17 protein-coding genes and 8 pseudogenes are annotated in these 23,606 nt (G+C 71.8%); 11 read left to right on the top strand and 14 right to left on the bottom strand.

What is annotated here, in order from left to right:
- Together EMA17_RS55720 and EMA17_RS51230 are read right to left on the bottom strand one after the other, a co-directional pair.
- A pseudogene (locus EMA17_RS55720) lies at positions 1 to 1,603 on the bottom strand (tetratricopeptide repeat protein); the annotation flags it as partial.
- Positions 1,600 to 2,079 carry a hypothetical protein gene (locus tag EMA17_RS51230; RefSeq protein ID WP_126644096.1) on the bottom strand — a complete coding sequence of 160 codons (480 nt, stop codon included), beginning with the start codon at positions 2,077 to 2,079 and terminating at the stop codon, positions 1,600 to 1,602. The pseudogene EMA17_RS55720 and the gene EMA17_RS51230, both read right to left, overlap by 4 nt.
- 745 nt (positions 2,080 to 2,824) lie before the next feature.
- On the opposite strand from EMA17_RS51230, the pseudogene EMA17_RS56305 reads away from it, so the two are divergent.
- A pseudogene (locus EMA17_RS56305) lies at positions 2,825 to 3,295 on the top strand (IS110 family transposase); the annotation flags it as partial.
- A 112-nt stretch (positions 3,296 to 3,407) separates the two neighbouring features.
- Here the strand turns inward: EMA17_RS56305 and EMA17_RS55890 are convergent.
- Together EMA17_RS55890 and EMA17_RS51215 are read right to left on the bottom strand one after the other, a co-directional pair.
- A pseudogene (locus EMA17_RS55890) lies at positions 3,408 to 3,644 on the bottom strand (transposase); the annotation flags it as partial.
- 277 nt (positions 3,645 to 3,921) lie between these two features.
- Positions 3,922 to 4,455, bottom strand: a pseudogene (locus tag EMA17_RS51215) (transposase); the annotation flags it as partial.
- Between the two features lie 117 nt (positions 4,456 to 4,572).
- On the opposite strand from EMA17_RS51215, the gene EMA17_RS51210 reads away from it, so the two are divergent.
- The 3 genes and pseudogenes from EMA17_RS51210 to EMA17_RS55135 all read left to right on the top strand — a co-directional run.
- Positions 4,573 to 6,162 carry an amidohydrolase family protein gene (locus EMA17_RS51210; protein ID WP_246127509.1) on the top strand — a complete coding sequence of 530 codons (1,590 nt, stop codon included), beginning with the start codon at positions 4,573 to 4,575 and terminating at the stop codon, positions 6,160 to 6,162.
- Between the two features lie 24 nt (positions 6,163 to 6,186).
- A pseudogene (locus tag EMA17_RS52860) lies at positions 6,187 to 6,416 on the top strand (IS5/IS1182 family transposase); the annotation flags it as partial.
- A gap of 245 nt (positions 6,417 to 6,661) precedes the next feature.
- A pseudogene (locus EMA17_RS55135) lies at positions 6,662 to 6,826 on the top strand (IS5 family transposase); the annotation flags it as partial.
- 50 nt (positions 6,827 to 6,876) lie between these two features.
- On the opposite strand, the gene EMA17_RS51195 reads toward EMA17_RS55135, so the two are convergent.
- From EMA17_RS51195 to EMA17_RS51180, 4 genes are all read right to left on the bottom strand, one after another.
- Positions 6,877 to 8,397 carry a cytochrome P450 gene (locus tag EMA17_RS51195; protein WP_160161892.1) on the bottom strand — a complete coding sequence of 507 codons (1,521 nt, stop codon included), beginning with the start codon at positions 8,395 to 8,397 and terminating at the stop codon, positions 6,877 to 6,879.
- 40 nt (positions 8,398 to 8,437) lie between these two features.
- Complete coding sequence (locus EMA17_RS51190) at positions 8,438 to 9,310, bottom strand: terpene synthase family protein (protein WP_126644093.1); 873 nt, start codon at positions 9,308 to 9,310, stop codon at positions 8,438 to 8,440.
- A 130-nt stretch (positions 9,311 to 9,440) separates the two neighbouring features.
- Positions 9,441 to 10,028 carry an isopentenyl-diphosphate Delta-isomerase gene (gene idi, locus EMA17_RS51185; RefSeq protein ID WP_126644092.1) on the bottom strand — a complete coding sequence of 196 codons (588 nt, stop codon included), beginning with the start codon at positions 10,026 to 10,028 and terminating at the stop codon, positions 9,441 to 9,443.
- A gap of 53 nt (positions 10,029 to 10,081) precedes the next feature.
- Entirely contained in the window at positions 10,082 to 11,158 is a 1,077-nt protein-coding gene (locus EMA17_RS51180; protein WP_246127507.1) for a polyprenyl synthetase family protein, read from the bottom strand.
- Between the two features lie 519 nt (positions 11,159 to 11,677).
- On the opposite strand from EMA17_RS51180, the gene EMA17_RS53110 reads away from it, so the two are divergent.
- Together EMA17_RS53110 and EMA17_RS51165 are read left to right on the top strand one after the other, a co-directional pair.
- A complete protein-coding gene (locus tag EMA17_RS53110) occupies positions 11,678 to 13,006 on the top strand; it encodes a DUF11 domain-containing protein (protein WP_174861555.1) in 1,329 nt (442 codons plus the stop codon).
- Positions 13,007 to 13,996: 990 nt separating this feature from the next.
- Positions 13,997 to 14,308 carry a hypothetical protein gene (locus EMA17_RS51165; RefSeq protein WP_126644091.1) on the top strand — a complete coding sequence of 104 codons (312 nt, stop codon included), beginning with the start codon at positions 13,997 to 13,999 and terminating at the stop codon, positions 14,306 to 14,308.
- A gap of 611 nt (positions 14,309 to 14,919) precedes the next feature.
- Here the strand turns inward: EMA17_RS51165 and EMA17_RS51160 are convergent.
- Positions 14,920 to 15,477, bottom strand: a complete 558-nt coding sequence (locus EMA17_RS51160; protein WP_126644090.1) for a hypothetical protein — start codon at positions 15,475 to 15,477, stop codon at positions 14,920 to 14,922.
- Positions 15,478 to 15,882: 405 nt separating this feature from the next.
- Positions 15,883 to 16,104, bottom strand: a complete 222-nt coding sequence (locus EMA17_RS51155) for a hypothetical protein (RefSeq protein WP_126644089.1) — start codon at positions 16,102 to 16,104, stop codon at positions 15,883 to 15,885.
- A gap of 1,165 nt (positions 16,105 to 17,269) precedes the next feature.
- Here EMA17_RS51155 and EMA17_RS51150 point away from each other — a divergent pair.
- The gene (locus tag EMA17_RS51150) at positions 17,270 to 17,470 is read left to right on the top strand and encodes a hypothetical protein (protein WP_126644088.1); all 201 of its coding nucleotides are present in this window, start codon (positions 17,270 to 17,272) and stop codon (positions 17,468 to 17,470) included.
- 323 nt (positions 17,471 to 17,793) lie between these two features.
- Here the strand turns inward: EMA17_RS51150 and EMA17_RS51145 are convergent, their stop codons facing one another.
- Positions 17,794 to 18,729 (bottom strand): alpha/beta hydrolase, encoded by a 936-nt coding sequence (locus tag EMA17_RS51145; RefSeq protein WP_126644087.1) that lies wholly within the window; start codon positions 18,727 to 18,729, stop codon positions 17,794 to 17,796.
- 205 nt (positions 18,730 to 18,934) lie between these two features.
- Here EMA17_RS51145 and EMA17_RS52465 point away from each other — a divergent pair, with 205 nt between their 5' ends.
- On the top strand, positions 18,935 to 19,303 hold the full coding sequence (locus EMA17_RS52465) for a SchA/CurD-like domain-containing protein (protein WP_160161890.1): 369 nt from the start codon (positions 18,935 to 18,937) through the stop codon (positions 19,301 to 19,303).
- A 368-nt stretch (positions 19,304 to 19,671) separates the two neighbouring features.
- Here EMA17_RS52465 and EMA17_RS51135 read toward each other — a convergent pair whose 3' ends face one another.
- Together EMA17_RS51135 and EMA17_RS51130 are read right to left on the bottom strand one after the other, a co-directional pair.
- Positions 19,672 to 20,004 (bottom strand): SH3 domain-containing protein, encoded by a 333-nt coding sequence (locus tag EMA17_RS51135; RefSeq protein ID WP_126644085.1) that lies wholly within the window; start codon positions 20,002 to 20,004, stop codon positions 19,672 to 19,674.
- Positions 20,005 to 20,150: 146 nt separating this feature from the next.
- On the bottom strand, positions 20,151 to 20,978 hold the full coding sequence (locus EMA17_RS51130) for an IS30 family transposase (protein WP_160161889.1): 828 nt from the start codon (positions 20,976 to 20,978) through the stop codon (positions 20,151 to 20,153).
- A 138-nt stretch (positions 20,979 to 21,116) separates the two neighbouring features.
- Between EMA17_RS51130 and EMA17_RS56295 the strand changes: the two are divergent.
- The 3 genes and pseudogenes from EMA17_RS56295 to EMA17_RS51120 form a co-directional block, all read left to right on the top strand.
- Positions 21,117 to 21,404: pseudogene (locus EMA17_RS56295) on the top strand (DUF6225 family protein); the annotation flags it as partial.
- 228 nt (positions 21,405 to 21,632) lie between these two features.
- Positions 21,633 to 21,878, top strand: a complete 246-nt coding sequence (locus EMA17_RS51125; protein WP_126644083.1) for a hypothetical protein — start codon at positions 21,633 to 21,635, stop codon at positions 21,876 to 21,878.
- Complete coding sequence (locus tag EMA17_RS51120) at positions 21,875 to 22,126, top strand: hypothetical protein (RefSeq protein WP_126644082.1); 252 nt, start codon at positions 21,875 to 21,877, stop codon at positions 22,124 to 22,126. The genes EMA17_RS51125 and EMA17_RS51120 overlap by 4 nt, the downstream gene beginning before the upstream one ends.
- Positions 22,127 to 22,313: 187 nt before the next feature.
- Here the strand turns inward: EMA17_RS51120 and EMA17_RS56375 are convergent.
- Positions 22,314 to 23,382: pseudogene (locus tag EMA17_RS56375) on the bottom strand (IS630 family transposase).
- Between the last annotated feature and the right edge of the window lie 224 nt (positions 23,383 to 23,606).

Raw genomic sequence — 23,606 nt, 5'->3', positions numbered from 1 at the left:
GGGCGTCGATCGCCTCGTCGAACCGTCGCACCTTCCGCAGGGCGAGCCCGAGGTCGTTCAACGCCATGCCCGCGCCACGCCGGTCGCCCAGCTCGCGGAAGACGGTGAGGGCGGCGTTGGTGACGGTGATCCAGTCGCCGAACAGGCGCCGTTGGTCGAGGTATTCGGCGAGGGTGCGGGCGAGTGTGGTGGTGGTTTCGGGGTGGCCGAGGGACGGGGCGGCGGTGGCGACGGCGATCAGGGCGGGGTGTTCGGCGTCCAGCCAGGTCAGGGCGTGGGCGCGGTCGGGGAATCGGGGGTCGGGTGATCCGGTCAGGGTCTTGAGGTGGGTGGCGGCCGCTTCGGTGGTGGTGCGGTAATGGGTGTGGAGCCGGGTCCGGGCCAGGGGCCGTTGGTCGGCGTCGGTGTGGGTGTGGCCGTGGTGGTCGGCGTGGAGGCGTACGAGGTCGTGCATGCGCCAGCGGCCCCAGACGGGGGCGGGTTCGAGGAGGTGGGCGCGGGCGAGGTCCTGGAGGAGTTCCTCGGTGTCGTACAGCGCGCTGTCGGTCACGTCGGTGTGGGCGAGGTGGGCGGCGGCCTCGGTGGAGATGTCGGGGCCCGGGTTGAGCGGGAGGAGGCGGAACAGGCGGGCGTGGTCGGGGTCGAGGTGGCGGTAGGACAGGTCGAACGCGGCGCGGACGGCGCGGTCCTCGCGACGCAGCCGCTTCAGCCGGGTGTGTTCGCCGGTCAGGGCGGCGGCGAGGGTGGTGAGGGGTCGGGTGGGGGTGTCGGCGAGGAGGGCCGCGGCGATGTGCAGGGCCAGCGGCAGGCCCGCGCACATGCGTGCGACGGCGGTGGCGGCGTCGGGTTCGTCGTCGACGCGGGTGTCGTCGGGGCCGCGGGCGGCCAGGAGCGAGCGGCGCAGGAGTTCGACGGCGTCGGTGTCGGTAAGGGTGTCGAGGTCGTGGAGGCGGGCGTCGAGGTCGAGGGTGTGGCGGGAGGTGACAAGGGCTGCGGTGACCCCGTCGGTGGGCAGTAGGGGGCGGGCCTGCTCGATGGTGGAGGCGTTGTCGACGATCACCAGGACGCGGCGGCCCTCGCGGGCGTGGGCGGCCAGGACGCTGCGGAACAGGCGGGCACGGTCGTCGGTTTCGGCGGGGACGTGTTCGACGGGGATGCCGAGGGCGCGCAGCCAGCCGTCCAGGGCGCGCGCGGGTGTGACGCGCCGCTCCGGGTCGTAGCCGAACAGGTCGGTGAACAGTGCCCCGCCGGGGAACCAGCCGGGCTCGCACAGCGCCCGGGCGGCGGCCTGGACGGCGAGTTCGGTCTTGCCGATCCCGGCCAGGCCCGCCACCGCCGTCACCAACACCGCACCCGCCCCCGGCCGGCCGGGAGCCAGGTCGTGGAGGAGGCGTTCGAGGTGGGTGTCGCGGCCGGTGAACGCCGGCGACGGCGCGGGAAGCCCGGACAACGCAGGTTCGATCCGCGGCGGAAGCCGCACGGTGACGTCCCGGCCCTGGATCACCGCGTGGAAGAACACACCCCCGCCGACCTCGTTGCGTACGCCCCCGACCCCCGGGGCGCCCCGGGCGCGGTCGTCGTCCTCGGCCGGTGCGGCGGTCACCGGTGCTCGGTTCCCTCCGGTTCCGTCGCGGGGCCCGCCGCCGGGGGCGGGGCCGACGGAGGCGGGGGTGCGGTGAAGGTCAGCCCGGAGAAGTCGCGGCCCTGCAGGACGGGGCCCTGGAACGTGCCGCCGCCGATCCGATTGTGCGCCCCGCCGTCACCCGTGCGCACCAGCCGGGCACTTTCGTGCCAGCGGGCCAGGTCCGCGCCGAACCCCGGGTCGGTCGCGGCGCGGCGGGCCAACATGGTACCGAGCGCGTCCGCGCGGTCCCGGTCGGCGGGCGCGGCCTCCAGCGCCGCGAACTCCGCCGCCCCCGACCCGGGCACCGCCTGGGCGTCGGTGGGAGGCGCGGTGTCGTCCGCGTGTCGGAACGGGCGGCGCACCAGCGCGCCCAGCCCGGCCCACGCCTGCCGCCCCAACTCCCCGCCCGCGCCCCCCGCGAGCGCTGCCAACAAGCCGATCGTGATCGGATCCATCACGTACCCCCCGGTTCGGAAACGAGTACCCACGGTAGAACCGACCGCCCCATGGCGAAGGCGGATTCGGGGAGCGGCGACGCAAGCGTTACTCACCCGATGGGAGCCCGACCCGGCAAACGCGCCGCCGCGCTACGCGCCGCGGCCCGAACGCACCACGCGGCGCGGATCCCGGTGACCGCGTTGTTCCGCCCGCCGCGATCACCGTGCGGGACCGCCTGGCCCGTGCCGGCCGGGTCCTGGTCGAGCGGTCTGACCACCGCAATCCGGGCAATGCGCAGGCCCGCCGGGCGTCTGGGCCCACACCCGGATGACCTCGCCTTCGTCCGCAACCGCTTCGACCGTCGGCGGTGTAAGCCCCGAAAACACCACGCCCACAAGCTCGTTCGCGTTCAGCACCCGCACATGATCACGGACTCACGGGCCGTCATCACCGGATGTGAGACGGAGCCGTTTGTTTTACAGGTGGGCCAGATCCGCTTCGCTGATCATCTCGGGGACGGGAAAATGGGGTCGGGTGTCTCGGTCATCCGATGGGTCTGCGATGCGGGCGAGCTCGTTTTGCAGGATGGTGGTGGGGGCCAATCGGGGGGGTCACGGATTGTTGCCAGGGCATCGGATCTCCGGTGCCGAGAGCACGCGTGTCAGACTCCGCCTTCTGCCCCGACCCCTCCGGGACACCCGTCGGACGCACCACCGCGCGGGAGGGAGAACGCGGTGCCCGAGCTCCGGGACGTGAAAGACGATGTCATCCATCTGCGTGCCGCGGGCGTGGATCCGGGCAAAGCGGTTCCTGCTTGCCTGCGTTCGCGCGCCGAGCGTGAAGCGGGCCGGCAACCGGTCGCTGGAGACGGAGCGGTTCGGCACCGCGGCCGCTGAAGTTCGGCGCCTGCCGGCCTGGCTGCTGGAGCGTCGGGTGGAGGTGGAGGTGGAGGTGGTGGTGGTGATGGAGGCGACCTCCGACTACTGGCGCGGCGTCTACTACGTGCTGCAGCCGCACCTGAGCCTGATGCTGGTCAACCCCCCCCATCTCAAGGGCATCTGCGGGCGCAAGACCGACCCCGGCGATGCGGCCTTCCTCGCCCGAGCCGGCGCTTCGGGCATGGTGGTGGCCTCGTCCGTCCCGCAGCGCGACGTCCGTGAACTGCGCGATCCGACCCGTCGCCGCACCGGGTTGATCCGGGCGGCGGACTGGGAGTCGCAGCGCCTGGAGAAGGAACTCGAGGACACCGGCATGAAGTTGTCCGCAGTCCTCAGCGACATCACCGGCGCCGGCGGCCGGGCGATCCTCCAGCCGGTAGCGGGCGCGGCTCCGTCGGACGCGACCGGAAGTAGCCGTAGACCGTGGGCCAGGGTGGGAAGTCGTGCGGCAGGTGGCGCCACTGGACCCCGGTGCGGTCCACGTACAGGATCGCGTCCGGGATCTCGTGCAGTTCGTGCCGGGGCGGGCGGCCGAATTCCAGTGCCCGGCCGCGGCGCTCGAAGCGTCAGGTCGCCAACACCGGCTCGACCAACTTCCAACGGGTGTCGGACGGATCACTCGGATACGGACGTCGCGAAGTCACACATTCACACGTACCGCCGCCGACGCCGTACGCCCAGGCGCGCATCGGTGGTGTCGGGAGCACGCAGCGCACAATCGGGACGCCCCGGGATGAGACACGTAAAAGACGCATGCCGTCCCACCCCTGACATCACTCACCTCACAAGCCCCGCTACCTGGCGGAAGCGCCATCCGCACCATCTTGACGCATCCTTGGAATCACCAGATAACCAAGCATTCAAGGTGAAAACGACCTCTGAAAGAGTGTTTTGTCCTGATAATCGTGTTTGGTTCCGAGGTCAGGGGTCGCGCGCCTGTTCGGGGTGGGTGAGTCGTCGGGTCATGAGGTCGTTCATGGCGAGGTGGATCATTGCTTCGGAGCGGTGTGGGTGGGTTTCGTAGTCGCGGGTGAGGCGGCGGTGGTGCATGAGCCATCCCAGGGTGTGTTCGACGTCCAACGTCTGGGGAGGATCCTGAATCCCTTGACGGCGGGGTCGCGTTGGACCACCTTGACGTCGATGCCGAGGGCCGCGCCGTGTTCGATGGCCCTGGTGCGGTAGCCGCTGTCGATCCGGGCCTTGGTGATGGTGGGGTGTGCGGCGGCGATCGTCGACGGCAGGTGGATGCCGCCGGTGTTGTCGGAGACGCTCGCCGCGGTGACCCATACGGCGAGCAGGAGGCCGACGGTGTCGACGCCGACGTGGCGTTTGCGTCCCACGATTTTCTTGCCGGCGTCGATGCCCTGGCCTGCGGCGGGGACGTTGCCGGAGGTCTTGCCGCTCAGCGGGTCCAAGCACGCGCGCGCTCGGTTCCGCGTCGCGGCCCTCCGGTTCGACCGTGCCCGGGTTCCGCCCATCGGGTGAACCCCACCCCTGAGTGAGGTCCTGCGAGCTGACGGCCTGCCAGGATTTGCTTGGGCAGGATCCATCATGGCGATCAGGGAGATGTCGATGACTGACAAGCCGCAGGTGGGCTCCACGCAGCAGAACGAGCCCGGCCCATACGACATCGTCCTCGTCGGAGGACGCGTGGTGGACCCCGAGAGGAACGTCGACGAGGTCCTCAACGTGGGGATCACGGGGGACCGGGTCGCGGCGATCTCGCGCGAGCCGCTGGAGGGCACGACGGCGATCGACGCCGAGGGCCTGGTGGTCGCCCCCGGGTTCGTCGACCTCCACTCGCACGGCCAGCAGCTGCCCGCCGCGTGGATGCAGGCATTCGACGGGGTGACCACCGCGCTCGAACTGGAATCGGGACTCCTGCCGATCGCGGAGTACTACGACAACGTCGCCGCCGAGGGCCGCCCGATCAACTACGGCGCCTCCGTCGCGTGGACGTACGCCCGCATCGCCGAGAAGGAGGGCCTGGAACCCGAGGCCGACATGGTCTGGTTCCAGGGGGCGTTCTCGCACGACGGCTGGCAGAACAGCCTGGCCGACGACGGCGAGGTCGAGCGCATCATCACCCGCGTAGAGCAGGGACTGCTGGAAGGTGGCCTGGGCATCGGCATCAACGGCGGCTACGCGCCGGGCTACGGGCGCAAGGAGTACCACGCGCTCGCCAAACTCGCCGCGAAGCACAAGGTGCCGACCTTCACGCATGTGCGCTACCTCTCCGTCCGGGAACCGGACAGCGGCTTCGAGGCACTCGGCGAACTCATCTCCCTCGCCGCGACGACCGGCGCGCACATGCACATCTGCCACCTCAACGCCAACGCCGGCCGGGACGCCAGGGCATGCGTGGCACTCGTCGCCGAGGCGCAGGACAGCGGCGTGCCGGTCACCACCGAGGCGTACCCCTACGGCGCGTGCTCCAGCACCGTGGGCGCGGAGGTCTTCCAGGGCGACTGGCTCGCCCGCTGGGGCGTGGAGGACGCCTCGGCCATGGAGGTCAACGGCGAACCGATGACCCAGGAGAAGATCGACGAACTGCAGAAGAACGCACCCGGCACCGTCGTCAACATGCACTTCCTGCACCCCGACGACAAGCCCGAGGACGCCGACCTCCTCGACCTCACCGTGCTGTACCCCGGGGCCGCGATCGCCTCCGACGCGATGCCGTGGGTGGGCAAGGACGGCACCCTCGTCGAGGGCGACGTCTGGCCGATGCCCGAGGGCGCCTTCGCCCACCCGCGGTCGGCCGGCTGCTTCTCCCGCTTCCTCTCCCGCTGGGCCCGCGGAGGCCCCGGGCAGGAGCCCAAGGTGTCGCTGGTCGAGGCGATCCGCAAGACCAGCCTCATCCCGGCCCGGATCCTGGAGGCGTCGGTGCCGCAGATGCGCGGCAAGGGCAGGCTCCAGGTCGGCGCGGACGCCGACATCGTGGTGTTCGACCTCGCCACCGTGCAGGACAACGCGACGTTCACCGAGCCCGCGCAGCACTCCACCGGCTTCCGGCACGTCCTGGTGAACGGCACCCCCATCATCCGGGACGGCAAGGAACTCCTGGAGCAGCGCCCCGGCAAGCCGATCCGCCGGGACCTGGTCACCACCCTGCCCGGAGTGCCGGGTACCGGCGCGGCCGAGCGCGTCGAAACGAGCTGAGCCGCACGCACAGCGTTCAGCAAGTACCGCCGCCTGCTGTGGAAGCGCGGCATCAAGCCATTGATTGCCCGACGCGGCGTCGCCCACGGTTCCGGGCTGGGCAAGGTGCGCTGGGCCGGAGAGCGTGCCTTCGCCTGGCTGCACCAGTTCAAGCGGACCGCACTCGCTACGAGCGGCGCGTCGACCTCCATCAGGGCTGCCCCGCACTCGCCTGCGGCATCATCTGCCTCCGACGACTCAGGACGGCATTCTGAAACGAGCAGCTGAAGAGCGTTATATCCAAGCATGGGTGCTATACGGCATTCACAGCACTGGGATTGATCCGCGCGGTTGGGGCCGTAGGCGTCTCCCGTGACGAATGCGGCTCTGGACGCTCCAAATCCGTCCGGTTCACTACCTTCGCTCCCGTCCGATCCCGCGACGCCCACGTCCGCACCCGTTCACCCCTTGGGCGGGTCCGCCGTCGGGCGCTACGAACGAACCATGACCGGACGCCGGCTACCCCAGCGATCCGACCGACGCCCGTTGGAAACCACTCGAACCCACGTTGACGGCCTGGCGGGCGGAACGCCGGGGAAACGGACCGGACTTCGGACGCCCACCCGAACACGAGCTGCGTCGCATCATGGGGGCGGTCCTGTACGTCGACCGCGCCGGCATGCCGGGAGTACCTCCCAGCGTTCCCGCGCCGCGCCCGTCCGGTGTCGGTGTGGGTCAGGGTGATGCGGTCCCGTCGAGGTCGTCGCCGTGCCGGAGACGGTGATCGTCGGTGGGCTGCGGATGCCGGCCGCACGCCGGCCCGGGCCGGCCGACGATGTCGGGGGCGGCGCCGGGGCGCCGAGTGCGCGGGCTGCGGGATTGGTATGTCATGTACAGGGGGCCTGTGGCGTACTCGACGGTGGTGATGGGGTGTACGCGCGCGCCGGGGGCGGGGCGGAATCGGCGGCCGCGGGTGAGGACGGCGAGGGTGAGGAGCATCTCCGTGTGGGCGAAGTCCGCTCCCGCGCAGCGGCGTGGGCCGGCGCCGAAGCCCAGGAACGCCCCGGTGGGTGTCGTGGCCGCGTGTTCGGGGAGCCACCGGTCGGGGTCGAAGCGTTCGGGGTCGGGGTACCAGCGGGCGTCGTGATGGATCTGGTGGGGGCTCCACACGATCGTGGCGCCGGCGGGCAGGGGAGTGCCGGCGAGGCGGGTCGGTTCGGCGACGTTCTCGGTGAAGATCCACACGGGCGGGTACATGCGCAGGGTTTCGGTGAGTACGCGCCGGGTGTACTCGAGCCGGGGCAGGTCCTCGGCGGTGACCGGATGCCCGGCCAGGACGCGGTCGATCTCCCCGAACACGCGTGCCTCCACCTCGGGATGGTCGGCCAGGACCTTGAAGGTCCAGGCCAGCGCGACGGCGGTGGTGGCCTGGCCCGCCGTGAGGACGGTCATCACCTGGTCCCGCAGTTCCCGGTCGGTGAACGCCTCGCCGTCGTCGTCGCGATGATCCATTAGGGCCCGCAGCATGTCCGGGGTGCCGGCCGGGGCGCGCGGATGGGCGCGGTAGTCCGCGACGACGGCGTCGACGGCCCGGTACAGTCGCTCTCGCGCCCGACGGAAGGCGCGGTCGCCGCGGGTGGGTGTGCCGCGCAGGCCGCAGGCACGGACGATCATGTGGGGCACCAGGCCGGACATGACGACCGGCAGGTCCCGGACCATCGTCGCGATCGCGTTCTCGTCGGCGTCGGTGGGACACGCGGAGATCATCGTCTTGACGATCACGCGGGCGCTGATCGACCCGACCTCGGCACGGAGGTCGAAGGGCACGTCCTCGCGCAGGACGCTCGCGGCCGCCTCGAGTTCGCGGATCATGATCGGGGCGTACGTCCGAAGCCGCGCCTGCGTCAACCCGGCGCGCACCAGGCGTCGTTGACGGGGATGCTGCGACCATGGGCAGGTCACCAGGCCCGCGCCGACGATCTCTCGGGCGGCGTCGATGAACACCCCGCCGCGGTCGTAGGTCTCCGGGTGGAGCAGTACTTCGCGGACCAGTTCGGGTGTACATGCCAGGTAGGCGGGCTTGGGGCCCAGTCGGATCTCCACGAGGTCGCCCGCGCGGGCCGCGGCGGCCAGCAGGGGGAAGGGCCGGCGGAGCAGGGCCGGGGCGTGGCCGAACAGCGGCCGTGCGCCCGGCAGTCGCGCGAACCGCGGCGGGTGCCGGTCGGTCGTGGGGTCGGTGTGCGTGTTGCGGCTCATGCTTCGGTCACTCCCGGGTGCGGGTGGGAGAAGGTGGTGTTCACGGGGCGCGGTAGCGGCCGGCGGCGAAGCCCCAGTCGTGGTTGCCGCGTACGAAGTCGCACAGCGTGGCGACCCATCGGCGCACGGCGCGGCGTTCGTCGCCATCGAGTCCCAGCGCGTGGCACAGGTCGTTCGTCCCGGCCGTCGCGGCGGCGAGGGTGTGGGCGTGGGCGTCGGCGAGGTGTACCAGATCGGCGATGGCCTCGGCGCGGGTTCGGTCGTGGGCGTGCATCACGCAGTGGACGAGGTTGTGGTCGCCGGTGGTCTCGTCGTTGTCGAGCGAGTAGATCTCGTTGACGACGAGGACGTGGTCGAGGGCCGCTTCGAGCATGGCCCGGAAGCGGCTGTGGTGCAGGGCCGCGAGCGGCATCTCGAAGCGTCCCACGCGTTCGCCCATGTTCACGGTGGGCCGGAACCCGAGCGTGTCGCGTCGGGTCGCCAGGTGCTCCCGTGGTGACAGCCGGGCGCGGGTGCGGCGGTCGGCGACCTCGGCGTAGTGCCCGTAGAGGTAGCGTCGCCATTCGTGGGCGGCGCGCCGGCACCACGTGGCGGACATGCCCTCGCGCTCGCGCTCCCACGCGTCGGCGAACGCGGCCACGATGGGCAGGGCACCGTCGCCGGCCCCGCCGTCGGGTCGCGACAGCACGGTCAGGAGCTGATCGCAGGCGGCCAGGGCTACGTCGGGGGATGCCCCGGCGGGGACGGTGAAGCCGTCGTCGAAGAGGAAGAAGAACGCGGACAGGTCGCAGATCAGGTCGATGTCGGGGCCGACGGCGTCGGGGAAGAAGTACGCGGCGATGTGGGCACTTGGGACGCGCGATAGCGCGCGGCGGCCTCGTCGCCGACGACGATGCCGTGGCCTGCGGCCCACCGCAGATTGCGCTCGAGCGCCGCTGCCGGTACCGCGGAGACCCGCGGCGGGAACGGGATCGCGAACGGCGTAGCGGCCCCGGTCGGCGACACCCGGGGTGGAGTCGCACCGGTCGCGGCCTGCGCGGGTGTCATCGCAGTCCTCCGGGAAGATCGAGGGCGGGGATCGCCGGCCAGGCGCGCGGGTCGGGGCCCAGGGCGGCGAGGGCGGTGATGGTCACGGTGCTCCACGGGGACAGGCACGCGACGCCGACCGTGTTCGCCGCGGCCAGATCGCTCCAGTCGACCCACGCGGTTTCGGCGACTTCCCGCGGATCGGGCCGGAGGCCGCCGGTGAGCAAGGCGCGAACGACGGGTCCGACCTCGTTCTCCACGATGCCGTCGTCCATCACCGCCCGATAGCGCACCGCCGCCAACACCGTGTCCAACCGGTCCGGGACCGCGCCCAGTTCCGCGTCGAGCCGGCGGCACACCGCGTCGTGGAGCGCCTCGCCGGGGGCCGGGTGGCCGCAGCAACTGTTCGTCCACACCCCCGGCCACGTCCGCTTCGCCCAACTCCGCCGGGTCAACAGGAACCTGCCCGCGGCGTCGAACGCGTAGCAGGTGAACGCCAGATGCAGCGGGGTGTCCTCGTGATGGATCGTCGCCCTGGGGGCGACGCCGATCGCTTCCCACCGCTCGTTCAACAACACGACCAGGTCGCCGCAGCCCTTCGCCATCGCCCCTCCCTCCCGTCGGGCCCGCCGCGTCGTGGCGGAGGCGCCGGGGGTGGTCACACTTCTCGTGCGGTCGCGGCCAGGGCCAACTCCCGCAGGGCCGCGTCCGGCGCGGGCGCGAACGCGGCCTCGTCCAACACGCGCAGGGCACGTCGGTACCGGGCGGTGATCATGTCCTCGACGCCGCGTCGCGCGCCGGTCGTCTCCAATACGACCCGGATCCGGCGCGCGTCCCCCTCGTCCAGATCCGCGCGTCCGACCAGGGCCCGCAACGTGGCCTGCTGCTCGGCGTCGGCACGACGCAGCGCCAGCGCGAGCAGAACCGTTCGCTTGCCCTCGCGCAGATCGTCCAGGTTCGGCTTGCCGGTGGAGTCCGGGCGGCCGAACACGCCCAGCAGGTCGTCCCGCAACTGGAACGCCTCGCCCAGCGGCAGACCCAGCGCGGTGAACACGTTCGCGAGATCCGGGCCCGCGCCGGCCACCGCCGCGCCCAGTTGGAGGGGGCGCTGCACGGTCCCGCCCGCGGTCTTGTATCGCACGATCGCCAATGCCGCCTCGACGTCCTCGTCGAAGCGGTCGCCGCCCAGCAGGTCACGGTACTGGCCGAACATCACCTCCGCCTGCAGCGTGTCGTCCACCGCGTGCACCGCCCGCGCCCGATCGGCGTCCAGCCCCGCGGAGTGCAGGAGTTCCCGGGACCAGATCAGGGCGAGGTTGCCCGCCAGCAGCGCGGCATCCGCGCCCATGCGCTCCGGTCGGCGGTGGTCGGCGTAGCGCTTCGCGAGGAGGCGATGAACGGTCGGACGACTGCGGCGCGTCGCGGAGTCGTCCATGATGTCGTCGTGGATCAGCGCGAACGTCACGAACAACTCCAGCGACGCCGCCACCCGCAGAATCGCGTGCCGCTCGCCCCGCCCACCCGCGGCGTGCCAACCCACCACACACAACACCGGCCTGATGCGCTTGCCGCCGGCCGCCAGGAAGTCCCGCACCACCGGGACCACTTCCGGCGGATGCCCGCACTCGGCCGCCTCGCGCGCCTTGCTGGCCAGGAACTCCTCGAGTACGGCGTCGACCTGCTCGCGCACGCCGGTCATGTCGATCCGCTCCCCGGCGGCGGGCGGGTACGTCACGGGTGATCACTCCCCGGCGATCGTGATCCCGAGGCCCGAACGCTTTCCGGGCCGGCGACCCGTCGAACGAGGGGCCGAAACAGCTCCCACGATGGGCCACGCAACCGCCGGAACTGAAGTGGCGCACGGGAGCACCACCTCGGACCGCGCGACGCCGCCGCTTCCCGTCGTGCCACCGCAACGACGCGAACGATGCGCGGGGCGTGTCCGAGCCGCCCGCACGCGCCGCGCGGGGACGCGCCCGCGAGGCTCGCCTCATGGTCCGAAACCTTCGAGGCGCCTCAGAGGCGACGCGGTGTGTGGGATCGCCGTCGAGGTTCGTCCGTTCCGCCGCGAATGACTGGGTTCGCGTGTCATTCTGGGCGTGGAGGGCCTCCGGGACGGCGGATGGGCGGTGTCGTGTGCCGTCGTTTCCGTGGGGCCCGTCGTGTGGGGCACGATCGCGCCGGTGGGGGGACGCGGGGTCACTCGGGCTCCGGGCCACTGCGGTGTCGACGGCCCGGAAGGGACCACGACCTCATGTCCACGACCGTTTCGTCCTGCCCACGTCCGCGAACGCGGCGGCGTCTGGGCGCCGTCGTCTCCTCCTGCGCGCTGGTGTGCGCGGGCCTGGTGGCTTTGGCGGCGGCCCCGGCGTCGGCCGCCGGGGTGTGTGCCGCCCCGGTGGTGACCGCGACCACCACCACGATCACCTGCACCGCCGGCGGCACCGGCAGCCTGACCGTGCCGGCCGACGTCTCCTTCGGCCGGGTCGTCCTCGACGGCGCGGCCGGCGGCGCCGCGGCCGACAACGTACCCGGAGGCAAGGGCGCCCACGTAGAGGCGACCCTGGCCGTGACCCCGGGCGCCACGCTGAACGTCGTCGTCGGCACCCGCGGTGGACGCCTGAACGGCTACGCCGGGTCCTCGGGCCTGGGTGGCGGCCTGGTCGCGGTGACCGACTCCGGCGGCACCCCGCTGCTGACGGCCGGCTCCGGCGGCGGCGCGGGCGGGCCCGGCATCGCGACCCCGGCCTTCCCGGGCACCCCCGGCGCCGACAGCGGCGCGGCCGGATCCGCGGGCGCCGGCGACTCGGTCGGAGGCGGAGGCGGAGGCGGCGGCGCCGGAACCGCCACCGCCGGCGGCGCGGGCGGCACCGGCGCGAGCGCCGGACAGACCCCCGGATCCAGCGCGGGCAACCCGGGAGGGTGGCCGAACGCGGCCGGAGGGTTCCCCAGCCCCAACATCTACTTCAACGCCGGTTACGGCGGCCAGGGCGGCGCCGGCCACGGTTCGGGCGGCGCCGGTGGTGGCGGCGGCGTGAACTACGCTCCCGGCGGCGGGCAGACCGGCGGCGCGGGCGGCAGCGGTGGCGGTGGCTCCAGCCTGGTGTCCGCGACCGTGCCCGGCTCGCCGTCCTCGATCACCGACGGCGTCAACACCGGCGACGGCCTCGTCGTCTTCACCTTCCCCAACCCCAAGGCCGACATCGACGTCGACGTCACCGCGCAACCGCACCTGGGCATCCTGGTGCCCTACCTCACCTACACCCTGACCGCGAACAACACCGGACCCGACGCCGTCACCTCGGCCACCCTCACCGCCACCCTGCCCACCGGCGCGACCGCCACCGATCTTGCGCCCGGATGCACCGCGACCACCGGCACCGTGACCTGCTCCTACGGCGCCATCGCCAACGGCTCCCACGCCTCCAAGTCGTTCCGCGTCCCGCTCCACCTGCTGTCGCTGGGACAGGTCTCCGTCACCGGAACACGCACCGCCTCCACACCCCCCGACCCCAACCCCGCCAACGACAGCGCCACCGCCACCTGCACCGTCGTCTCCCTCGTCCTCGCCGTCTGCCCCTGAACCACCCCGTCCCACTCGGACCCGTCCCACTCGGACCCGTCCCGACCGGGTCCGTCCCGACCGGGTCCGGGTGGGACGGCCGTCCACGGCGGTTACCGCTCGGCGACGATCCCCGGCTCGGAACCAGCCGTCCCGAACGCGCGGGACCGCACGCCTGTCTTCGGCAACCTGCGCCGGGACCGTGAAACCGTCCGATGTACAGACCCGTAACCGGGCCGGTCGGGGGTGAACGCGCACCCCCACGAATGCGCAGCCCGTATATGGGGCTCATCCTGAGAAACCCCAGTCCACCCCAGCCGGCCCGGCCGCCCCCGCCCATGGCCGACCCATGCCCAAGGCGTCGAGTGCCGCGATCCGCTCCTCCGAGGGCTTCGCCCGCCGCGACCTGATGGTGGTGATCCACACTCCCAAACTGACGTCCTCCGACCACCCGGCGTCGGGCAGGTGATGAGCGGTCGCGCGGTGCCGGTCGTCGGTAGCGCGCGGTTCCGCGCCTGGTTCGGGCCGTTGGTCCCGGACGTGACCGCTTCCCGGCGCGGTCGTTGGACCGGTCGTGATCACTGCACGGATCCGTTACGCCGCCGGGCCGGCGCTCGCCACCGGTCGCCACCGCTCTCCTGTCCTTCGCGGGCCCCGCCGCGGCGACCGGCCCAGGGGCCGGTGCGACCGCCGCGGTGAAGGCCCGCCACGCGATCGGCCGCGGGGAGAGTGAAGCGAGCGTCCGGATCGGCTTCGTCCACGACTGTTCCGGACAAGGCGTGCCGCGGCATCGGCGAGCTCGGCGTCCGGTGTGTCCTCGGCCCGGTCGACGCCGTTCGCCGGATGCTCCCGATGCTCCCACCCCGCTCGTGCGCCCGGAGCAGTCGTGCGCCGCGAGCGGGCGGATCCCGACCGGCGTCCGGGCGGAGCTCCCGGACGTCGGCGAGCACCGAACCGGGAACGCCCCCTGGGCCTTCACACCCCGCTGTTCACACCATCCGAGGAGGACCCATGACCGTACGACGGGCGACCGCGACCCTTCTCACCGCGATCTTCGCGGTGGGCCTGTTGGCCGGCCCGGCCCGGGCCGAGCCACGGCCCGCTCCGCACCTGGCCGTGGCCGCCGCGACCGGCCGGGAAGGGGACGGCGGGCAGTGGCTGGAGTGCCACGTCCACAGCTTCAACGACTGGTGCCGGCTGCTGGGCCCCGACTGGCACCAGAAGTTCTGGCAGTACTGCGACGGTATCCGGGGCAAGCAGGAGTACTGCGTCCACAGCTCGTCGCCCGCCCCTGCGGACGCCGCTCTCGCTCCGCGCGGCTGACGCTCGGCCGCTAACTGTCCCGAGGGGTCGACCTGCGGCGGGAACGGGTCGGCGATGTGGGGTCGTTCCGTCGTCACCGTGTGCCTCCTTCCCCGGCGTGCGTGGGGGTCGGTACCGGTTGTCCGTCGGGATCGGGGACGGGGATGCCACCAAGTGCCCGACCCGGGTCCGGTACGCCGTCGCCGCGCCCACGCGTTCGCCCACGCCTGCTCCCGCGTGCGCTTCGGCCGAGGCCCGTCCGGCACCGGCACCGCCGCCGCTGGACGGGCCCACCGTGACCGCGCGGTGCCCGTCCGGGCACGACACCCGCCCCGGGGCCTGGCCGCCGTACGGGTGTTCCAGGCCGCCCGACAGCACGGCATCGACCCGGGCGCCGGCCCCGTCGTCCTCGACGGCCACCTCGCCATCACGGTGACCGGCGCCCTCCGCTGTGAATGGGCAGCCCCGGGGACGACAACACCACTCTCCGCCCCGCGGCAGTGGTTCGGTCAGCCCGTGTCAGCCGCCGACACACCCGCATCCCCGTCGAGCAGGCACACCGATGCCTCGCCTCGCTGCCGCCCAACCACTGCCACGACGCCGATCATTCACAACCCGGCCGGTGTCCGGGTCTACCGGTTGCAGACGGCGTAGGCGACGGCGCGGCCGTATTTCAGGCCGGCGCCCCAGGCGTTGGCGGGTTGGTCGGCGGGTGAGTTGGCGACGAGTGCGTCGACGTTCTCGCCGGCGGTGTTGGTCCTGGGTTCGGCGGCGTAGCCGCCGGCGGTCAGGCGGGTGCCGTCGGGGCAGACCGCGGTCGTGGGTTGGCCCGGGGCGGACCATGTCGGGGAGTGGGCGATGTGGGTGTTGCCGGGGGCGCACATCGCATAGGCGATGATCCTGCCCCGGAGCGCGTGGGCGGCCCAGGAGGTGGGGGAGGCGGGGGCGTCGCCGATGACGAAGTCGACGACCCTGTCGGCGTTGACGGCAGGGTCCATGAAGTAGCCGCCGCCGGTGACCACCGTCCCCGACGGGCACACCGCGTACGCGGGCCTGCCGGGTTCCGACGGCGCGGACTTGACGACGACGGGGGCGGTGGCCGCGCCGGCGGGGGTGGGGACGGCGGTCAGCAGGCCGGCGGCGAACACCGCGGCGAACACCGCGGGCGACAGACGACGAAGGACGGACACGGATCCTCCCGGAAGGGACGGGGGACGGACGGGACACCCCTCATCCTGGGAGCGGGAAGACGTGCGGGCGGACGCCGCGACGGCGCCTCACCCGACGGGCGTATACACACCATCCGGACGGCGCACCCAAAGGACACCGACACCAACGACGCGCCCGGCCCCCGGGCGCCCATTCCCCGTCCGTCCGCTTGCGCCGGCCACGGCGCGCACGGACCCGAGGCCGCGCCCGCAATCGGGGGCGCAGTCGGGGGGTCCGATTTTGATCGGCCCCTCTCGGTCGGGATCTCCGCAGGTCAGGGCGCCTGTATGCCACCTGAAATGGCGCAGACTGGTATGGGATATCGACTACATCCCATTCCACCCCGGGCCGTGTGTTCACGGAATGTCGTCACGGCCGGTTCGTGGTCAGTCGTCGTCCATGTCGATCCAGATCCGGCCGTCGTCGTCCACGTGCGCGTCGTGGATCACCCCGTCCACGATCGCGCCGTCCACGACGACCCACAGGTCCTCGTCCTCGATCCACAGCACGCCGTCGTCGTCGGTGTACGCGGGCCGGATCACCCCGTCCGCGATGACCGCCTCGAAGATGACGTCCGGCTCGAACGCCTGCCGCGAGGACCACCCCACGCGAACCACCCTCCCGAGTCGCGAAGTCGCCGACGTCCAGCGTGGCGTCCGGACCGGCCGCCGCGGGCGTGTCCGTGGTCATCGCGGGAAGCGGCCTGGGCCTGGTGGACAGCGCGTGGTTCAGAGTCGACGGCAAGGACCTGTCGAGCCCCGCCACGGCCCACGCCAGTGGCACCGAGGTCACCTCCACGATGCCCGCCGGACTGGGACCGGGGACGGCATCGTGTGCGTACAGACGGAGAAGAGCAGCAGCAACGTGTTGCCCTCGTGGGCCTGGGTTGTGGTCCCGGGGTTCGGCTGGACAGGTCCGTGTTTTCCCATGGTGTCGTTTGACCTGCCCGGATCGCGCGGTGTCCGGTTTCGTTCGCGGACCTGTGACGTGGTGACCCGTGGTTCCGGGGTTCGGCTGGATTGCCGGACGTATCGCGGGAATCCCCATGGATTCTCTTGTGTCCGGGCAGAAGGTCGGGCCGTGTGCCGCGGTAGCGCGGCGCGGTGTTCCGGGACCTCGACACCGGCCGGCCCGGCGCCGCGCGGTCGAGCCCGGACACGCCCGAGGCGTCGACCGGTCACCGATCGAGGCCTCGAACCCCGCACGAACCTCACCCCGGCCGCCCCGGCCCGGCTCAGGGCCGGCGCATCCCCGACGCGTCCAGCCCGGCGATCCGCTCGGCCGACAGCTTCGCTCGCCTGCGTGCCCGACCCGGTTCCGGTAGGTCGTCGCCGCGCCCACCGCGATCGCCCACGTCTGCTCGCGTGTGCGTTTCGGCCGTGGCCCCTTCGGCGCCGCCGCCGTCTCGGGCTCGGCTGCCGCGGTGTCGGCCGTCGTTGGCGGGGTGAGCCCGGGGGCGAGCGGCTGCTCGTGCTGCGCCTGGTCGAGCAGGTCCCACGGGGTCGGGGCGGCGGGGTGCCCGATCCGGGTCGGTGGACGGCGGCCGGGCCCGTACCGTCCGGCCGGGCCCGGTCACTTGCTCGATGGGACTCGGCCCGGGCGGTGGGTCGCCCGGCCGTGTCCGGCGGGGCCGGGGGCGGGTTGGTGTGGGTGGCGTCCGTTGGGGTGTTTGGCGGTCGTCGGGGGTGTTTTCGCGGGTCCCGGTGTGTATGCGTCTCCTACGCGCGGCGGATCGCCGTGCCGGGGATCGTGCGCCACGGAATGGAGCAGGCGATGGGTACTTCCCAGGGGATCGTCGACGAGTTCGTCGAGTGGTTGTCGGAGGAGCAGCGGGCGTGGTTCCGGGCGCAGCCGCGGCAGGCGCAGGAGAGGATGGCCCGGCAACTCGTGGGTGGTGGCAGGTCGGCGTCGGAGATCGTCGAGGACGACGGCGGCCCCGGGGGGCCGGCGCCTCGGCTGCCTTCGTTCGAGTAGGCGGTGTTCGGAGCCCTCTCGAACGTGGGTGGGTCGTGGGTCGGTCGGGTGCCGGTGGTGTGCGATGCGTGTGGCCGAGGTGTGTGTTCGGGGCGCGCGGTGCGTGTACGCGGGTGTCGTGGGGGAGCGTCGGGCGTTGCCGTCCCCCGGCGAGGGCGGTGCCCCTCGGTGTGACGCGTCGGCGTGTTCCTCGCGACCAACCCTCGACGCGGCCTTCCCGGTGGCCGGCGCCACGGCCCCGACGGCCTCGGCCGAAACCCCCTGCTACGACACGCCTCGACACGATCCTTGTGTCGGTGTTCCCGTTCTTCGGGTCGTGGGGGTCATCGGAGGGTTTCGGTGAGGAAGTCGCACATGGCGGTGCAGGTTCGGGTGAACGCCGGTGCGTTGTCGTAGGTGGAGAAGTGGTCGCCGTCGAGGAGTTCCAGGGGCTTGGGTCCGCGGAGGCGTTGGTAGGCGGCCAGGGTGACGTCCTTGGCGATGATCCGGTCGTCGAGGGCGACGGTCATCAGGACGGGAGTGTCTCCCAGGTGCGGTAGTGCCGCTCCGGGGTCGAAGAGGCGGTCCATGCCGGCGGGGCACCAGGTGTATCGGTTGGTCCAGCCGGTCTCCGGCCGGTCGGCGTACTGCTTGAACCAGGCGGTGGCCTCGGCCGCGGGCATGAACGCCTCGTCGTCCGGCCCGTCGAGGGCGACCACCGGGCGAGGACCCGCGAGCGGGGCGTCGATGTCGGCCGCGGTGTCGGGTCGCGGCCTGCCCTGGGTATCGCGATCGAGCGCCCGTCGCATCTCGGCGAAGCGGGCGCCGGCGAGGGCGTGGTCGGCGTAGTCGACATCCCGGTGGGCGGCGAAGGGCACATTGGCCACGACCGCCTTGACACGGTCGTCCACGGCCGCGACCGTCAGCGCGGCGGCGGCGCTCAGGCTGCTGCCCCACACGGCCAGTCTGCCCGCGTCGATCCGTGCGTGGTCGGCAAGCCGGTCGAGCGCGTACCGGTAGTCGCGTGCCTGGGCGAACAGGTTGATGCGCCCGCGTGGCTCCCCGCCGCTGTCGCCGAAGTTGCGGTGGTCGTACAGGAGCACGCCCAGACCCGCGGCGGCGAACGCGCGGGCGAAGCCCTCCAGCCCCATACCGCGGGTGCAGGAGAAGCCGTGCGTCATCACCACCCCGGGAACCGGTCGCCGTGCGCGCTCCGGGAGGTACAGCCACCCGCGCAACGGAACGGCGTGGGCACCGGCGAACTCCACGTCGTGGCGCATCGATGGTCTCCTGTCGGCGTCGGGACGCGGGCGAACGACGTCTCCACGCCAGGCGGGCGCTCGGTCACGGCAACCGCTGCTGGTTCCTTCGGGGGGCCGCGGTCCGCGGCCCGGCCCGGCTCGACATCCGTGCGGCGTCCTCGGATCGCGCGCATGCCCGGGGAGGTTCGACTGGGGTCCGGGGAGTACTCCAAGGAGCCGCACCGTGCCGTACGCCGCCGTCAGCTATCCCGTTTTGCCCGGCCACGCCGAAGAGCTCGGCCGGATTCTCGCCTCCCACCGCCGCGGTGCCGCCGTGGTCCGCGACGCGGACGGCGCCGAAGTCGCCCGCAGCCTCGGCACCGCGGTCTTCGCCCGGGACGACCGGCTCCTGCGCGTCGTCCACTACCGGGGAGACCTGGACCGACTCCTGCTGCACATCGGCCGGTCCCTCCTCTCCGGCGGCCTCGCCCGCGAACTCGCCCCCCACCTGCCGGAAAACCCGAGCATCGACTCCGCAGAAGCGTTCGCCGCGTTCTTCCGCCACGCGCAACTGCCCTGCGTGTACCAACGCGGCCAGGGCGACCCCACCTGACGGCGGGGCGGAACCGGCCCCGCATGCCCGGTGACGCTTCGGCCCACCCGCCGCCCACGACGGTGTGGATCCCCCGGACGAGGCGCGAGTCCCGGTCGCGCCGGACCGGGCCGGGAAGGAACGCGCCGCCGGCTTCGTCGAGGTGCTCCTCGACGTGGGGGATGTTCGCGGTGCGGACCTCGATGTCTCGCGGTTGGTCGTGGTGACCCTGTTGCGGACGTGCGGTGCCACGGTGCCGGCGCGTGGCGCCTGCGGGTGTCCCGCACCCGGGCCCGGTACTCCGCCACGGGGACGTACGGAGGCCACCGTCCCGTGATGGTGGGGTCGCGCCGGCCGGGCCCGTTCCGTTCGGGGTGGTCGGGTGGGGGTCAGCAGTCGACGTCGCCGACGTGGATCCAGACGCCGTTCGCGATGCCGGGGAGGTCGCCCTGGTACCACTCGCCGCTCTGGCCGCCGACGTCGAATTCCTGGCCCCGGTTCACCGTGCCCAGGGCCTTGTACTCCGTGCCGGGTCCGTTGCGGTAGGTGACGTTGTCGTCGTTGACGTTGCACTGGACCCCGGCGGGGTGTCCCGGGGCGTGCGCGGCGGACGCGGTGGGCGGGGCGTGGTGCGGCGCGGCGGACGCATTGCCCGCGAGGGCGAGGGTCGCTACGACGACGGCGGTGCCGGCGCGGACGAGCAGACGGGAAACGGGGGACACGGGGACTCCTCGATGCGTGGTCGGCCGGCGGGACCACCGACCAATCACACGGTTCCACCGGAGAGTGGAAAGTACTCGAACGAACACGCAAAGTAGGCGCGAGGCTCGGAAACCACCCCCGACCCGACACAAATCCCACACCCGGCTCACGTCCAGCGCATCCCCAACGCGTCCAACTCCGCGATCCGCTCCTCCGAGAGCTTCGCCCGCCTGCGCCGGCGGTCGACGAGGGCGGCCACCGCGGATCGGCTGAGGGGTCCGACGATGAGGTCGCCCTCCCAGTCGCCCAGGCGCGTCCGCAACCGGACGACAGGCGGCCGGTGATCGATCAGGACGGGCGGGAGGATGAAGCGGGCGGCCCGTTGATCCGAGCGTCTACGTCGTTTGCGCAGGGGCCGGCCGGTGCGGAGCCTCTTGGTCAACGTCCTGCTCAGGCCGCCTCTGACGCCTTGGTAGAGGGAGCGGTAGATGGTCTCGTGGCACAGATGCCGCTCAGGCCGGTCGGGCCGGTCGGGCCAGAGGCAACGGAGGTGGGCGGCGATCTGTTCGGGGCTCCAGTCCTGGTCGAGTCTGGCCTGGACCTCGGCCTTCAGCACGAGATCGGCCGCAAGTTTGACTCGCCGCAGGCGCCGGAAGCGCTCCCCGGAACGCTGATGGGCCAAGTCGGCGTCGTAGACGCCGTTGTCGTGCGAACGGCTGTTGCGGCGCAGTTCCCGGCTGACCGTCGACGGCGCCCGGCCGATCCGTCCGGCTGTCTCCCGGATCCCCAGGCCGCGTTCGCGCAGGGTGGCGATCCGCTTGCGTTCCGGCAGCGAGAGGTAGCGGTCCGAGCGGGATACCTCCGGAAGGTGAACCGGCACGATGCCACCGCTCTCCGCCCTCCAGCGGTAGCCGGTCTTCCGGCCGATCCCCAGTTGTCTGCACGCCTCCACCGTGCCCGTACTCGACCAGCAGACGCCAGTACTCGGCCTCAAGGTCCAGCCTGCGCTTCTTGCCCCGCCTCGCCATCGACACACCCATCATGATCAGAGAGTGTTGCGACAAGCGTTAGAACCCAAGGGCCTCCTGGGGGTCAGTTTTCAGGAACCAGCGACACCGCGTACGAGCGTGTCGATCACGTCGCGGACGTGTGGATGGTGGGCCGGCTCCGCGAGGCTCTGGCGGGCCTGCCCGACGACGCGCCGCTCACGGTCGCCGTTCCCGCGGGATCGCCCGGGACCGGGGAGTACGCGGTGGTCGCCGATACCGACTGGGTGATCTCCCCTGCTGCTCGCCCAGGCCGAACAGGCCCGCCAAGCCGTCTTCGGCTGAGTTCGTCGACGACTCCCTACCCGAAACCTTGCACGCAGTGCTCGCCCCGCCGGACTCGGCCGCGCGATGGCCTCGGTGCCCCCGGCTGAGCCGGGTCGACCACGACGGGGCTGGATTCACCCACCCCCGTGCTTTCCGAGCTCTTCCCAACGAGACCGGGTTCGTGACGGACGCGATGTGCGGCGTGCCGTGCCTGACTTGCCCTCGACGTGGGCGCGCTGCTCGGGCCGGTGGGTCGGACTCTCGGATTCGAGTGGAGGGCCGGACGTGGGGGGTGTGGAGCGGGCAGACTGGGGGGACCGACGGACTCGGGAGGCGTGGTGGCGGTGGAGGGCAGGCCGGGGACGATCGCGGAGATTCGTGAGCGGTTGGGGCCGGAGGAGCGTGTGGAGTTCGAGGAGCAGTTGGCGAACACGCCGTTCGATCAGTTGTACGCGAAGATCGTGTTGGAGTGGGCGTTGACGCCGGAGGAGCGCGCGCAGGATCGTGCGGTTTTGGATCGGGTGCGTGCGGGTGACTTCTCCGGGTTGCGCAATCTCGACGGCACCCCCTTCGTGCCGTGAGTTACGCGGTGGCGTATGCGCCGGCCGCGGAGGTCGAGCTCAGGCGGTTGGGGCCGGATCCGTTGCGTGCGTTCGAGCGTGGCATGGGCGTGCTCGCGCGTGATCCGTACGGGCACGGGTCCGGGCCCGCCCGTGCGGGCTACGAGGATTGTCGGGATGCCACCGTTGCCGACGTGGTCATCCGGTACGAGGTCTCCAAGTCGGTTCTGCGTGTCACCGTCGTTCGGGCCACACCCAGCCCCTTCTGACGATCTGTCTTCGTGTTCGGAAGCGATGGGACCCGTTTTTCCTGTCCGATTTTCCTTACGACTTTCGGGTTGGATTGTTTGTTCGGGCGCGGGCTTGTCGGTGGGCGTTGTGCGGTGTTGCGTCGGGCCGGTTGGATGTTGGTGGCGGGTTACTGAGGTTTTCGTTGTGATGTCGCTTGGTTGGGTTTCACTTCCTGGGTCGGATGACAAGTCCGGTTTCGGCGAGACATCCCTCGATGAGATGGGGGCGTCGTTGGATGTGGCGGAGGGCGTGTCCGATCGTGCGGACCAGGTGGTCGGCGTCGGTGAACGCGACGTTCCCGGTGAAGCCGTGACGAACCAACGACCAGATCCCCTCCACCGGATTCAGATCCGGCGCGTAGTTCGGAAGTTGGACGACCGTCAGCCAGTCGTGGTCGGCGGCGTACTTCCGCAGATCCGCGGCGCGGTGGGTGTTGAGGTTGTCCCAGATCAAGACGATCGGTCCCCTCAACTGCAGATGCGCCCGCACCGCCAGGTCGCGGTAGTCCGTCCAGGCGAAGCTTCTCCGTTCCCCCTTGCGGCGGGTGTGGAGGCGGTGTCGGTGGATCAGACGGGAGCGTTCACCCGGTTTGTAGCAGGCCAGGGCGGCGATCGAGACCCGGCCGCGGGAGCCACCGCGCACCCGGACCACCGGTGTGATCCCTCGTCGACCCCAAGTGCGCGCTCGCGGCGGCGTCATCGACATCCCGGCCTCGTCCTCGAAGACGATCCACGCGTCGAGCGCCGCCGCGGTGCTTGCCCCGACGGCCACGTCTCCCGCACCCAACCCCGCACCGCGTCCTCGTCCCGCTCCACCGCCCGCCGGGCCGGTTGCCGACACGACCAGCCGGCGCGACGCAGCAGGTCCCACACCCCGTGGATCGAGTAGGTCACACCGAAGCGGCGTCGGATCACGGCCTTGACCCGCACCAGTGTCCAGCGCTGATCCTCCCAACCATGGGCCCTCGGGCCCATGTCCAACTCCCTTTCCAGTGCTGCCACTTGCGACGGATCCAGTTTGGGGAGCGACGCGGGGCCGGCGGACCGCAAACCCTCCACACCCGCCTCACGCCAAGCCCGACGCCATCGCTCCACCGACCGACGCGCCACCCGTAACTCGGACGCGATCACCGCGTTGGACTCCCCGTGCTCGAACCGCTCGGCGGCGTCCACCGCAACCGCTCCCGAGCCGCGCGTTCCTTGGGAGTCAAACCACCACCCTGCGCATACCGCATATCCACGGCATAACGCAGGGATCTTCAACCGTCCACGACATCACGACGAAAACTTCAGTAACTGCAACAGAGCTGAACCCGTCGCTCCCCGGGGATTGTAGGTTCCGCGTTCTGATGGACACTGCCCATTTGAGATGGGCAGCGATTGGGCACTTTCGCCATTCCGTGGGCACTGACTGCGGTCGGTAACTACGGTCGCGTCCATGGTCGTTCAGAGTCCGGTG

This window comes from Embleya hyalina (assembly GCF_003967355.1).
Lineage (GTDB): Bacteria > Actinomycetota > Actinomycetes > Streptomycetales > Streptomycetaceae > Embleya > Embleya hyalina.
This window is presented reverse-complemented; position numbering and strand designations above follow the sequence as displayed.

Coding starts and splice junctions, on each gene's coding strand:
- EMA17_RS51195 (WP_160161892.1), bottom strand. CDS start 8,397: ATGAGCCGCAACACGCACACCGACCCCACGACCGACCGGCACCCGCCG.
- EMA17_RS51165 (WP_126644091.1), top strand. CDS start 13,997: ATGACCGTACGACGGGCGACCGCGACCCTTCTCACCGCGATCTTCGCG.
- EMA17_RS51150 (WP_126644088.1), top strand. CDS start 17,270: ATGGGTACTTCCCAGGGGATCGTCGACGAGTTCGTCGAGTGGTTGTCG.
- EMA17_RS51210 (WP_246127509.1), top strand. CDS start 4,573: ATGACTGACAAGCCGCAGGTGGGCTCCACGCAGCAGAACGAGCCCGGC.
- EMA17_RS51230 (WP_126644096.1), bottom strand. CDS start 2,079: ATGGATCCGATCACGATCGGCTTGTTGGCAGCGCTCGCGGGGGGCGCG.
- EMA17_RS51145 (WP_126644087.1), bottom strand. CDS start 18,729: ATGCGCCACGACGTGGAGTTCGCCGGTGCCCACGCCGTTCCGTTGCGC.
- EMA17_RS53110 (WP_174861555.1), top strand. CDS start 11,678: ATGTCCACGACCGTTTCGTCCTGCCCACGTCCGCGAACGCGGCGGCGT.
- idi (WP_126644092.1), bottom strand. CDS start 10,028: ATGGCGAAGGGCTGCGGCGACCTGGTCGTGTTGTTGAACGAGCGGTGG.